Source organism: Arcanobacterium pinnipediorum (genome assembly GCF_023973165.1).
Taxonomy (GTDB): domain Bacteria; phylum Actinomycetota; class Actinomycetes; order Actinomycetales; family Actinomycetaceae; genus Arcanobacterium; species Arcanobacterium pinnipediorum.
This window is the reverse complement of record NZ_CP099547.1, coordinates 1485792-1497895: the sequence shown is the minus strand read 5'-3', so window position 1 is coordinate 1497895 and position 12104 is coordinate 1485792. Positions and strand designations below refer to the sequence as shown.

The following is a 12104-nucleotide window of genomic DNA, read 5'->3' as shown; positions in this document are numbered from 1 at the left end:
AGCCATTGCCATAACAATTGATAACGCTATCCGCGATTAAAGAAACGAAGGCTACGCAAGTGCGCACGTATTCACCGAAGCCCGGAGACGTCGAAAAGAAGTGGTACGTCATTGACGCCACCGACGTCGTCCTTGGCCGTCTGGCATCTCAAGTTGCCATCCTGCTCCGTGGGAAGCACAAGCCCAATTTCGCTCCGCATGCTGATACCGGCGATTTCGTCATTATCATTAACGCTGAAAAGGTCGCATTGACCGGTTCAAAGCGCGAGCAGAAGTTTGCTTACCGTCATTCAGGTCAGCCAGGAGGCTTGACCGCTACGTCCTACACCGAACTCTTAGAAGAGAATCCGGAAAAGGCAGTTATGAAGGCTATTGCCGGCATGCTACCTAAGAACACATTAGGACGTCAGCAGCTTTCCAAGCTGAAGGTCTACCGTGGGGCTGAGCACCCACATGCTGCTCAGCATCCTGAAGCTCTTGAGCTTACCCAGGTTGCACAGTAAACCCCCTGTCCGGAAAAGATTTAAGGAGAACCGTGGCTGAGACCACCGAAACCGTTGAGCTTGAGGAAACCCCAAGCTCATACACCTCTGAGACCGAGGCTCCCAAGACCGGCCAGGGCGCATCCCTGACCGCACCAGGCGCAGGCCTGGGTCGTCGTAAGGAAGCAGTTGCTCGTGTCCGTCTCGTCCCAGGTACCGGCACGTGGAAGATCAACGGCCGTACTCTTGAGGACTACTTCCCAAACAAGTTGCATCAGCAACTCGTTAATTCCCCATTCGTTCTACTCGATATCGAAGGTCGCTTCGATGTTATCGCACGCATTAACGGCGGCGGCACCTCCGGTCAGGCTGGTGCGCTTCGTCTAGGCGTTTCTCGTGCATTGAATGAAATCGATCGTGATGCTAACCGTCCAGCTTTGAAGAAGGCTGGCTTCCTAGCCCGTGACGCTCGCGCTGTTGAGCGTAAGAAGGCTGGTTTGAAGAAGGCACGTAAGGCTTCGCAGTTCTCCAAGCGCTGATTTTCAGCATTTGGAAACATATACGTGTGTGGCTCTACCCTCGGGTGGAGCCACACACGTATTTTAGGTTGCGGATCTTTCACCTTCGCCTCGCGTGCAGGAGTTTTTACAAAAAATAAAAACTCCTGCCGATGTTCTCTGTAAAGCCTCGGGTATGTACTACGCTTTAATAATCATCAGTGCAATACGAGGAGACATCAATGGCACGTCTATTTGGTACCGACGGCGTTCGGGGTTTAGCTAATCGGGAGATCACTGCGCCGTTCGCACTACAGCTTGGTGAGGCAGCGGCTCGAGTTCTGGCGCGCAACGTCAAAGGCCATCGCCCCAAAGCTATCGTTGGGCGCGATACTCGGCAATCGTCAGGTATGTTGAGTCACGCTGTTGCTGCCGGACTATCATCGGCAGGTGTTGATGTCGAACACGTCCGCGAAATTCCCACTCCGGGCATTGCCTACCTCACCTCGGCGCGTGATTATGATTTGGGCGTGATGATCTCTGCTTCGCATAACGCCATGCCCGATAATGGAATTAAGTTTATTTCTGGAGATGGCTTCAAACTTGACGATGCGATCGAAGATGAAATTGAGGCAGTTCTCGGCCAGGAATGGGATCGTCCCATTGGCGCTGGTGTGGGGTATATGCGCGAAAACGCCATCGTGTCTGACCAAGTATATATCGACCACTTGATCCGATGCGGTGCAGATTTATCTGGGTTACGTATCATCCTTGACTGTGCGAACGGCGCAGCATCGAATGTGGCACCGGCGGCACTCCAAGAATTAGGCGCTGACGTTTCAGTTATTAATGCTTCTCCAGATGGAAAAAACATCAACCGCAATGCCGGGTCTACTCATCCCGAACAACTTCAAGCAATGGTTGTTGCATCGCAGGCAGATTTTGGGTTTGCATTCGACGGCGATGCAGATCGTTGTTTGGCTGTTAATGCTGCCGGCAAAATTGTTGACGGCGATCAGATTATGGGGCTATTAGCAGTTTCCCTCAAAGATCAGGGGCTCTTGGCTGGAAATACGCTGGTGGCTACCGTGATGTCTAACCTCGGTTTAACGTTGGCGATGCGCGAAGCGGGAATCGACGTCGTTGCAACAAAAGTGGGCGATCGCTACGTTCTTGAAGAAATGTTGGCTCACGGCTATATGCTCGGTGGTGAGCAGTCTGGCCACGTGATCAACCTCCACCATGCAACAACTGGTGACGGCACGCTCACTGCAATCATGGTGGCTTCTGAGATGGCGCACCGCGGGGGTACCCTTGAAGATGCTGTCTCGTTTATTTCACGCTTACCGCAAACGTTGATTAATGTGCCGAATGTAGATAAGGCGCGCACCGATCTTATTGCTGATGAGGTGGCGGTAGCTGAAGCTGAGTTGGGTGATACTGGCCGGGTATTGTTGCGTGCATCTGGTACTGAACCCTTGGTGCGAGTGATGGTTGAAGCCGCTAGCCAAGAACAAGCCGATGGAATAGCTGGGCGGTTGGCTGATATTGTTGCTCAACGCTTAGCGCTTTAGGCCTACTAGCTTAGCTGGGCCCTCAAGCCGGTCCAGCTCAGTTACGATGGTTTAGAGTTTGCGCACTTTGACTTGTTCGATATTGTGCTCTTCGCCTTTGGTTAGGACGACGGTGGCGCGGTTGCGAGTTGGCGCAATATTGTGCCTGAGGTTGGGCAAGTTGATCGCTCCCCAGATTTGACGTGCTGTTTCGCGTGCTTGATCATCAGTCAAGTTTGCATAGTTACGGAAATAGGAGGCGTCGTTTGTAAAAGCGGTGGAACGTAACTTTAAAAATCGTTCGATGTACCAGCGTTCGAGGGCGTCTTCGGGTGCGTCGACGTAGATGGTGAAGTCGAAGAAGTCTGATACGGCAGAAAATTCGTGGGCGGCGATTCCAGGCGCTGGTTGTAAGACGTTGAGTCCTTCGACGATTAAAATATCTGGACGATCGACGACGATGTATTCGTTGGGGACAATATCGTAGGTTACGTGGTCATAAACTGGGGCGGTGACGTGGCGGCGTCCTGATTTTACTGCGGCTAAGAAAGCTAGAATTGCTCGTCGGTCATAGGATTCGGGGAATCCTTTTCGGGTTAGTAGCCGACGCTGATCGAGGACTTTGTTGGGGAGTAGAAATCCGTCGGTGGTCACCAGATCAACTCGTGGTGTTTGCGGTGATCGGCTCAATAATTCGCGCAGGAGCCGGGCCACGGTTGATTTTCCGGCAGATACAGATCCAGCTATTCCTACGATCCAGGGAACGCGCAGCTCGTTAAATCCCAGAAAGTTCTTCGATTCGGAAAATAATCGTTCGGTATTGCGCGCGTACATGTGCATCAGCGCAGTTAGTGGCCGATAGATCGCATCGACTTCAGCCAGCGTGATGGGGTCTCCTAGGGCTGCTAAATGTTGGATATCTGCTGCCGTGAGGGGCAGTTCTGCGCTTTGGGCAAGATTTGCCCATTCTTCCCGGGAAAATGTGACGAAGGCCGAAAGATCAGAGCTATACATGTTTCGATTGTGGCAATAATTCGGCTCTAATGCCAGTTTCAGCAAAAATCGTTGTGTTTTTGATGTAGCGCGCTACCTGATCGCACGCAGTGCTGTAGTAGCCGGTAGGGTAGTGATAGTGGCGTGTTCGAACGTGTTCGTAGTTGTGATGTTGGTGAGGGGGAGCTGTGGCAGTATCGTCGGTAACAGATGATGATATTCGACGCTGGTGGCCGATACCGGGTGCTGATGACCATAAGTACACGCGCGGGGTATTGGGGGTTGTTACTGGTTCAGCGCAATATCCGGGTGCTGGCGTATTAAGTGTGGGGGCGGCTTTGAGTTGTGGGCCAGGCATGGTGCGCTACTTGGGGACAAGCCCGCTGGTGATTTCTCGGTATCCTGAGGTTGTGCCCATCTTCGGCCAAGTTCAAGCTTGGCTTATCGGATCGGGGATCAGCGCCGAAGAAGATATGACGGTTCCGATTGATACTGTAGTGGATTCGGGGCTACCGGCAGTATTTGATGCTGGTGGCCTTAACATGATCGGCCAGCGCCGCCTTAGTCCACACCACGTCTTAACCCCTCATCCGGGAGAATTGGCTGAATTATTGCGCGCTCGCGGGGAAGACGTTTCGCGGGCGCAGGTTGAAAACGATATGGTTTCCTATACGCGATTGGCTGCGAAGCTAACCGGTGCGGTTGTGGCGACGACGGCGAACAATGACGTTATTGCAGATCCGGTTGGGAAAGTGTTTATCCAGTCGGGTGCTACCTCGTGGCGGGCAACAGCAGGTGCTGGTGATGTTTATGCCGGGATTGTAGGGGCGTTACTGACGTTGTGGCAAGCACAACAACGTAGCGCTGTTGATGCGGCCTGGCTGGCGGCAGCAGGGGCTTATCTGCATGGGCGTGCCGCAAATCTCGCTGCTGGTGCTAACGCTGGAGTTGGATACCCGATTAAGGCGAGTAACATTAGTGATGCACTAGGTCCGATAATCTGCCAGATACTTAATCCATTAAGGTGAGACTATGATGAATCAAGCTCCGGCACGTGCGCTGATTTCGCGGCGTGCGTTTGAGCAAAACATCGACGTCCTACGTCAGCATACCGATGCTAAACTCATGGCCATTGTTAAGGCTAATGGCTATGGCCACGGCGTAGAACTCATTGCCCAATGGGCCTGGGAAGCTGGTATTGACTGGCTGGGGTTGGCTCAGTTAAATGAGGCGTTAGCGTTACGTCAAACTCATACTCATGGCCATATCCTTGCCTGGATTTATGCCCCGGGAGCTAATTTCCAACGAGCCATCGAACAAAACATTGATTTATCGGTGGGCTCACAGTGGGCGATTGATGAAATTTCGGCTGCGGCGCGCGCAAGTGGGCGTGCTGCTCGCATACATATCAAAGTCGATACGGGGATGACGCGTGGCGGTTTTGATCTTGGCGATCTTCCTGATGTGTTTGAACAGGTTAAGGCTTTGGCTCGCGATGGGATAGTCGAGGTTGTTGGGCTATGGTCGCATCTTTCGTGTGCCGATGATCGAAATGGGGACGCGGTAACAGATCAACAAGTGGCTCGTTTTGAGCAGGCTCGAGCTTATGCTCGCCAAGCTGGGGTTGATATTGAGTTGTGCCATTTGGCGGCCTCTGCGGGTATTTTGTGGCATCGAAAAACCCACTATGACATGGTTCGTCCAGGAATTGTGTTGTATGGTCTTAGCCCTAACCCGGCACGCGCTAGTGGGCACGATCTTGGACTTGAGGCGTTAATGACTTTAGAAGCCGATGTTATTCTCACCCGAGATGTCCCGCCAGGAGTGGGGGTGTCTTATGGGCATACGTTTGTCACTGATCATCACACCCGGTTAGCGGTGGTTCCGGTGGGCTACGCTGATGGTATTTTGCGGCACGCTTCGGATAAGTTATCAGTTACTGCTAATGATCAGCAAGCACCTATTCGTGGGGTGGTGTGTATGGATCAGTTTGTTATTGAAGCCCCGCAAGCTCAAGCCGGTGATACGATTGTGCTTTTCGGTCCGGCAAACAATGGTTATTTAACTGCCGATGATTGGGCGCAAAAGACCGATACAATCAATTATGAAATATTTTGTCATCTCGGACCGCGTATTGCGCGCATCCCGGTAGAGTAAAATACGCAACGTTATCGTAATTAGTGTGAAGGAAACGGTTATGATCTTGTCACTTGAAGCTCCCACAGTTGCTGATATTCAAAATATTGGTGCTGTGATTGCTCGCAACGCGCAACCGGGTGACCTTGTGATGCTTACTGGACCGTTAGGTGCGGGAAAGACGACGATGACTCAGGGGATTGCGCGAGGTTTGGGAGTCAAGGGCGCAGTTTCTTCTCCTACATTTGTTATCGCCCAGATTCACCACGGCACCCAGTTAGATTTGGTCCATGTTGATGCATATAGATTGACCTCCATTGAAGAGCTAGATGCGTTAGATCTTGATGCTTCGCTCGAAGAATCATTAACTGTAGTTGAATGGGGGGCAGGAAAAGTTGAGGTTCTTTCTGAAGATCGCTTAGAACTTTTTATCGAACGTCCCCAAGGTGCAGATCTCGGTTTGGAACCAGAAGATTTATTTGTTGATGCTCCGCGAGTGATTAAAGTTCATGCACACGGGCATCGTGGCCAAGAGTTACAACAGATCCTAGCAGCTGAGATTGCGGACGCTTCGTGGGAAAGCACAACGGAGTGATGATGGGCTTTAGTGTTTTGCCCAGGAGATGGCAGGCTCGGGCTGTGTTGGCGATGTTAATGTCATGTATGGTGATGTCATTCCCTGCGGTAGCCTATGGGCACACCTCCGAAGAAAATGACCCCGAAGCTAACCTAGCCTGGTTCGAAACCACAGGTTTGGAGATTGTTTTAGCTCAAGGCGAGGATGTTTTTGGTGAAGAGGTCGATCAAGATCTTAAACTTCTTAGTCTGGGTACCCCGATACGTGCGTTTACCTTTGTCAGTGACGAAAGTGAGTTGCTTAATCCGCAAACAGCTTTCGTAGAGTCTTCAATATGGATTGCGCCGGTGTTAAAAGATGGGCAGGCGATTGGGGTGTTGCACACCGAAGGGCAATTGGCTTCTCGGCGTACCAATACAGAACTTTTTGCCGATGTGCGGTTAGGAACTGAAGTTGGAGGTATTCGTCAGGGGGCAACTACCCTCATCTATGATCGTCAACTCCAGGCGTGGTTTGCCTACAGTGAAGGTTTAATCGAACCAGGTGATGCTAAAGGCGAGGAGTATGTGTTGGGTAATGTTCCCTTCGATATTTTTATGTCTCATCGCGCCGATCTGATTGCTAATGACGCTACCGTTAAACCCCGAACGGTAGATACGCAAAGTACCGCTACGCCAGAAACATATTTAACTGCGACGAGGTTTGCGGTGGTTATCGCCATTCTTGCCACGATAGCTCTGTTTTCTCTCGCATGGCTCAAATGGGCTGATGATAAACGTTTCAATCGCGACGAACAAGAGGAATCGGCGTCGACGGCGATTACTGATCAACATCCTCGTAACCGCTGGGATCCTTTCGCTAAAGCGCGGCTTTTGATTCACCCACATATCTCCCAACCACCACGTTTGGACGAAGAAAAGGACACACTATGACCATCTATCTCACTATCGATACCAGTGCGGCAATTACTGTTGGTCTTGCCCAATGGGACCTCGGCGTAGTACGAGAGTTGGCGGTAGAATCCTCACCCCATAAACGCCATCATGCGGAATTGTTGGCTCCGATGGTGCGCAGTGTTTTAGACATCGCCGGTATCTCAGCTCCTGATGCCGTTATTGTTGGAACTGGTCCGGGTGCTTTTACTGGTTTGCGCGCCGGGCTAGTAACTGCCCGCACGTTGGCGCGGGCCTGGAATGTTGAGCTGTATGGATTATCCTCACTAGATATTATGGCGCTAGGCGCACTTGACCAAGGGGCGCAAATTATCGTGCCGATGATTGATGCTCGGCGTAAGGAAGTCTTTGCTGCTCGGATGCATGCGCTGGGAGCAGACGACGTCGAGATCGTCCAAGGTCCAAGTATTTACAAGCCCGATGAGGTTGCCCAAATGATTGCCGCGCAACCTGGTGTGGTAGCCGTCAGTGAAGCCGATCTTTACCCGAGCGTTGGCGTCCACCGCGTTGAGGTTGGGTTTGCACCAGCGGTCATGGCCCGGTTGGTCCAGTCTCGAATTGCGCGAATTCAGGCCGGGGAAAACCTCACGTTAGATACCGAGCCGCAGTACCTACGTCGTCCTGACGTCCATGAAGCCGGGCATTCTCAACCAGCTGCCGAAGGTAACCCCTACGCAGCTAACTAACCTGATCCCATGAGCTCTTGCTTTATTCCGGATAGTTTCTTCCCCGCCGAGATCGCCGGGTTTGCCGCGCGCCGTGTGCCAGCTTCATGGGCGGGCCGCCTAGCCGACTTCGATCGCCGTGTTTTTGGTCCGGACGCCTGGCCGGAGGCGGTCTGGGCTCAAGAGCTGGCAGCCCAGTCGCGTACCTACATCGTGTTAGAGGCAGAGCCGGAACCGATGCGTTCTTTTGGTGAGATCGTTGGTGTGGGTGGCGTTTCCTATTTCGACGACGCCGAGATCTTAACCTTGGCGGTTGCGCCACAGTTCCAGCGCCAAGGCATAGGGCAACGGTTACTGGCAGCGCTCCTAGATATTGCCGAGACTCGCGGCGTGAACCGGGTTTTTCTTGAGGTGCGCTCCAAAGCAACACACGTGCAGAACATGTACCGAGCTGCGGGTTTTTCTCCAATAGCGGTGCGCAAACGATATTATTCGGACGACGACGCAGTCGTGATGCTTCGCGAAACCTAATTTCGCACCTAAATACTTACATAATTAGTTTCCGGTATCTCACCTAGCTCTACAGGCACGCAAACCATTGATATAGAGCCATAAACTCATATTCGATTCCGGCGATATTTTCTTCGATATTTACTTTTGAAGCGTCCATATTACTAAAGACCCGGATTTTCGCTATCTCATTTGCTATCTTCGACTCGTGGCTAATTCAACATCTGTAGAAATTCGCGGTCGCAAGACCACCGTAGCACTCAAAGTGCTCATGGCTGTGACCGGCTTGTTTATTGTTCTCTTCCTACTCTTCCATGCATTCGGAAACTTTAAGATGTTCCTGGGTGCAGATGAGTACAACCATTATGCAGACTGGCTCAAGCACGGTCTGCTCTACCCGATCCTGCCAAAGCTGTGGGCATTGTGGATCTTCCGTATTGTCTTGCTTTTATGTATCACTGGGCACATGTACGCAGCCATTAAGCTGTGGAAGCGTGGAAACCAAGCACGTGGCCGGGAAAAGTACAAGGTCAACTCCGGTTCTAAAGTTGGCGTGAAGTACTCCTACACTGCTGCAACCATGCGCTATGGTGGCATCATCATTGCACTGTTCGTGGTCTTCCACATCTTGCAGTACACGGTGTTAGCTCTCCAGCTCGGTGGCCCATACGATGTACACGATCCATACCACAATATGATCTACGGCTTCTCGCTGTGGTGGGTATGGCTAATCTACTTCATTTCCCTTGGTTCAATCGCTTTGCACGTCTCACACGGTGTATGGTCTGCGTTGGCAACGCTGGGCTTAAACACTCGCCGTCGGGAACGCGGATTTAAGATTGTCGCCGGGATTATAGGTTTGGCTGTGTTCTTGGGCTTCATGATCCCACCAACAGCTATCCTATTCGGATTGATCGTCGCGTAAGGAGGAGAAGATCATGACTGAAACTTTGATTGATGGCCTGTACCGCACAGGCGAACCAATTGCTGATACTAAAGCTCCTAGCGGCGATATCGCCCAAAAATGGGAACAGCGCAAGTTCAGCGCCCGTCTAGTTAACCCCGCAAACCGCCGTAAGCTCAACGTTATTGTTGTCGGTACCGGTCTTGCTGGTGGCGCCGGTGCGGCTTCACTGGGCGAGATGGGTTACAACGTCAAGGCGTTCTTCTACCAGGATTCGGCTCGTCGAGCACACTCTATTGCTGCTCAGGGCGGTATCAACGCTGCGAAGAATTACAAGAACGATAACGATTCAACCTACCGGTTGTTCTATGACACCATCAAGGGTGGGGACTACCGTTCCCGTGAAACCAATGTTTACCGCCTAGCAGAGGTATCTGCAAACATCATTGACCAGTGTGTGGCGCAAGGTGTTCCATTCGCTCGTGAATACGGTGGTTTGCTTGATAACCGTTCCTTTGGTGGTGTCCAGGTTTCGCGTACGTTCTATGCTCGCGGCCAAACCGGCCAGCAGCTTTTGATCGGCGCTTACCAAGCCTTGATGCGTCAAGTTAAAGCCGGTACCGTAACTGCTTACCCACGTCACGAAATGGTTGAACTCATCGTCGTTGATGGCCGCGCTCGCGGAATCATTGCCCGCGATATGGTCACTGGTGAAGTTGAAACTCACCTGGCTGATGCTGTTGTTTTGGGTACTGGTGGATACGGAAACGTCTTCTTCTTGTCCACTAACGCTATGGGCTGTAACGGCACTGCGATTTGGCGTGCACACCGCAAGGGTGCCTACTTCGGTAACCCGTGCTACACCCAGATCCACCCAACGTGTATTCCTCAACATGGATCTTCGCAATCGAAGCTGACCTTGATGTCAGAATCCTTGCGTAACGATGGTCGCATTTGGGTTCCGAAGAAAGCAGAAGATTGCAAGAAGGATCCACGCGATATCCCAGAACAAGATCGCGACTACTACCTAGAGCGTATCTATCCTGCATTCGGTAACTTGGTGCCACGCGATATTGCTTCACGTCAAGCAAAGAATATGTGTGATGATGGCCGTGGCGTTGGCCCGGAAATCGACGGTGTTGCACGCGGTGTCTACCTCGACTTCTCCGATGCTATTGCGCGTATGGGCAAAGACGTTGTCTCGGCCAAGTACGGCAACTTGTTCGATATGTACAAGCAAATCACCGGCGATGATCCATACGAAGTACCGATGCGTATCTACCCAGCAGTTCACTACACGATGGGTGGCTTGTGGGTTGATTACGATTTGCAGTCTTCAATCCCAGGTTTGTTTGTTACCGGTGAGGCAAACTTCTCCGATCATGGTGCAAACCGGCTTGGTGCTTCGGCACTGATGCAAGGACTTGCAGATGGTTACTTCGTTTTGCCTAACACCATTAACGACTACCTCGCTGATGGGCCATTTGACAAGATCACTGAAGATCATCCTGCTGTTGTTGAAGCTCGCGAAGGGATTGAAAAGCGCATCGAGTTCTTTGTTAACAACAAGGGCAACCGATCCGTTGATTCGTTCCATAAAGAACTTGGAAACATCATGTGGGAGTATTGCGGCATGGAACGTACCGAAGAAGGCTTGAAGAAGGCCATCGGTATGATTCGCGAATTGCGTAAGGACTTCTGGCAAAATGTTCGCGTTCCAGGCGATCCAGATGAGCTCAACCAATCCTTGGAGAAGGCTGGCCGTGTGGCTGACTTCTTAGAGCTTGGTGAGTTGATGTGTATCGATGCCCTCCACCGCCGTGAATCTTGTGGTGGACACTTCCGTGCTGAATCCCAAACTGAAGAAGGTGAAGCACTTCGTGATGACGAAAACTTCGCTTACGTAGCAGCTTGGGAATGGGGCGGCGATAATGACGCACCAATTCTCCACAAGGAAGACCTCAAGTACGAATTCGTCGAGATGAAGCAGCGGAGCTACAAGTGAAAATTAATCTTGAATTTTGGCGGCAAAATGGCCGCGGCGATAAGGGTCATTTCGATACCCACACGATCGCTGACGTTGATGAGACGGCATCCTTCTTGGAGATGCTTGACCAGCTAAACGAAGAACTCTTTGCCAAGGGTGAAGAGCCAGTCGCATTTGATTCTGACTGCCGTGAAGGTATTTGTGGTCAGTGTGGTATCGTCATCAACGGCGATCCGCATGGTCCGTTGGTTACCACCACCTGTCAGCTCCATATGCGTTCGTTTAAAGATGGTGACACCATTACGATTGAGCCATGGCGTTCAACCGCTTTCCCGGTCTTGAAGGACTTGGTTGTGGATCGTTCCGCTTTGGATCGTATCGTCCAAGCAGGTGGATACATTTCGGTAAACACCGGTGCGGCTCCAGACGCACACGCTGTGCCAGTTCCCAAAGATCATGCAGATCGCGCTTTCGAAGCAGCTGCATGTATTGGCTGTGGCGCGTGTGTTGCTGCCTGCCCGAACGGTTCAGCTATGTTGTTCACCTCCGCTAAGGTCATGCACCTAGGTTTGCTTCCGCAAGGTCAGCCAGAGCGTCTAGATCGCGTGGTTAGCATGCTTTCTCAACACGATTCCGAAGGCTTTGGTGGTTGCACCAATGTTGGTGCATGTGCAGCTGCGTGCCCGAAGGAAGTTCCGTTGGAGCTTATCTCAATGCTCAACCGTGACTTGATGAAGTCAATGGCACACGGACGGTAAAACAATTAGCCACATATCGAGGGCCACAACCATTCATGGTTGTGGCCCTCGTGTATCTGGGGGATGAGGTATAGATGCGCGATGTCCGG

At 51.7% G+C, this 12104-nt stretch carries 13 protein-coding genes; 12 read left to right on the top strand and 1 reads right to left on the bottom strand.

Annotated features, from left to right (window positions below):
• Positions 1 to 59 precede the first annotated feature (59 nt).
• The 3 genes from rplM to glmM all read left to right on the top strand — a co-directional run bounded on the left by rplM (position 60) and on the right by glmM (position 2553).
• Positions 60 to 503: a 50S ribosomal protein L13 gene (gene rplM / locus NG665_RS06640; protein ID WP_252672939.1), complete on the top strand. Its 444-nt coding sequence runs from the start codon at positions 60 to 62 to the stop codon at positions 501 to 503.
• A gap of 32 nt (positions 504 to 535) precedes the next feature.
• Positions 536 to 1021, top strand: a complete 486-nt coding sequence (gene rpsI, locus NG665_RS06635; protein ID WP_252672937.1) for a 30S ribosomal protein S9 — start codon at positions 536 to 538, stop codon at positions 1019 to 1021.
• Positions 1022 to 1221: 200 nt separating this feature from the next.
• Complete coding sequence (gene glmM, locus NG665_RS06630) at positions 1222 to 2553, top strand: phosphoglucosamine mutase (protein WP_252672935.1); 1332 nt, start codon at positions 1222 to 1224, stop codon at positions 2551 to 2553.
• Between the two features lie 51 nt (positions 2554 to 2604).
• On the opposite strand, the gene coaA is transcribed toward glmM, so the two are convergent.
• Positions 2605 to 3546 (bottom strand): type I pantothenate kinase, encoded by a 942-nt coding sequence (gene coaA / locus NG665_RS06625; RefSeq protein ID WP_252672934.1) that lies wholly within the window; start codon positions 3544 to 3546, stop codon positions 2605 to 2607.
• Positions 3547 to 3713: 167 nt separating this feature from the next.
• Here coaA and NG665_RS06620 point away from each other — a divergent pair, with 167 nt between their 5' ends.
• From NG665_RS06620 to NG665_RS06580, 9 genes are all read left to right on the top strand, one after another.
• A complete protein-coding gene (locus tag NG665_RS06620) occupies positions 3714 to 4553 on the top strand; it encodes an ADP-dependent NAD(P)H-hydrate dehydratase (RefSeq protein WP_252672933.1) in 840 nt (279 codons plus the stop codon).
• Positions 4554 to 4557: 4 nt separating this feature from the next.
• Positions 4558 to 5682, top strand: a complete 1125-nt coding sequence (gene alr, locus NG665_RS06615; protein ID WP_252672932.1) for an alanine racemase — start codon at positions 4558 to 4560, stop codon at positions 5680 to 5682.
• Between the two features lie 40 nt (positions 5683 to 5722).
• The gene (tsaE, locus tag NG665_RS06610) at positions 5723 to 6256 is read left to right on the top strand and encodes a tRNA (adenosine(37)-N6)-threonylcarbamoyltransferase complex ATPase subunit type 1 TsaE (protein WP_252672930.1); all 534 of its coding nucleotides are present in this window, start codon (positions 5723 to 5725) and stop codon (positions 6254 to 6256) included.
• A 44-nt stretch (positions 6257 to 6300) separates the two neighbouring features.
• Entirely contained in the window at positions 6301 to 7170 is an 870-nt protein-coding gene (locus NG665_RS06605) for a hypothetical protein (RefSeq protein ID WP_252672929.1), read from the top strand.
• The gene (gene tsaB / locus NG665_RS06600) at positions 7167 to 7877 is read left to right on the top strand and encodes a tRNA (adenosine(37)-N6)-threonylcarbamoyltransferase complex dimerization subunit type 1 TsaB (protein ID WP_252672928.1); all 711 of its coding nucleotides are present in this window, start codon (positions 7167 to 7169) and stop codon (positions 7875 to 7877) included. The genes NG665_RS06605 and tsaB overlap by 4 nt, the downstream gene beginning before the upstream one ends.
• Positions 7878 to 7886: 9 nt before the next feature.
• Positions 7887 to 8387, top strand: a complete 501-nt coding sequence (rimI, locus tag NG665_RS06595; protein ID WP_252672926.1) for a ribosomal protein S18-alanine N-acetyltransferase — start codon at positions 7887 to 7889, stop codon at positions 8385 to 8387.
• 187 nt (positions 8388 to 8574) lie between these two features.
• The gene (locus tag NG665_RS06590; RefSeq protein WP_252672924.1) at positions 8575 to 9291 is read left to right on the top strand and encodes a succinate dehydrogenase cytochrome b subunit; all 717 of its coding nucleotides are present in this window, start codon (positions 8575 to 8577) and stop codon (positions 9289 to 9291) included.
• Between the two features lie 13 nt (positions 9292 to 9304).
• Positions 9305 to 11275: a fumarate reductase/succinate dehydrogenase flavoprotein subunit gene (locus NG665_RS06585; RefSeq protein ID WP_252672923.1), complete on the top strand. Its 1971-nt coding sequence runs from the start codon at positions 9305 to 9307 to the stop codon at positions 11273 to 11275.
• Positions 11272 to 12015: a succinate dehydrogenase/fumarate reductase iron-sulfur subunit gene (locus tag NG665_RS06580; protein ID WP_252672922.1), complete on the top strand. Its 744-nt coding sequence runs from the start codon at positions 11272 to 11274 to the stop codon at positions 12013 to 12015. Before NG665_RS06585 ends, NG665_RS06580 begins: the two co-directional genes overlap by 4 nt.
• Positions 12016 to 12104 lie beyond the last annotated feature (89 nt).

Excerpts from the sequence above, each read along its gene's own strand:
- glmM (WP_252672935.1), top strand. The coding sequence starts at position 1,222 with ATGGCACGTCTATTTGGTACCGACGGCGTTCGGGGTTTAGCTAATCGG.
- coaA (WP_252672934.1), bottom strand. The coding sequence starts at position 3,546 with ATGTATAGCTCTGATCTTTCGGCCTTCGTCACATTTTCCCGGGAAGAA.
- alr (WP_252672932.1), top strand. The coding sequence starts at position 4,558 with ATGATGAATCAAGCTCCGGCACGTGCGCTGATTTCGCGGCGTGCGTTT.
- tsaE (WP_252672930.1), top strand. The coding sequence starts at position 5,723 with ATGATCTTGTCACTTGAAGCTCCCACAGTTGCTGATATTCAAAATATT.
- tsaB (WP_252672928.1), top strand. The coding sequence starts at position 7,167 with ATGACCATCTATCTCACTATCGATACCAGTGCGGCAATTACTGTTGGT.
- rimI (WP_252672926.1), top strand. The coding sequence starts at position 7,887 with ATGAGCTCTTGCTTTATTCCGGATAGTTTCTTCCCCGCCGAGATCGCC.
- NG665_RS06585 (WP_252672923.1), top strand. The coding sequence starts at position 9,305 with ATGACTGAAACTTTGATTGATGGCCTGTACCGCACAGGCGAACCAATT.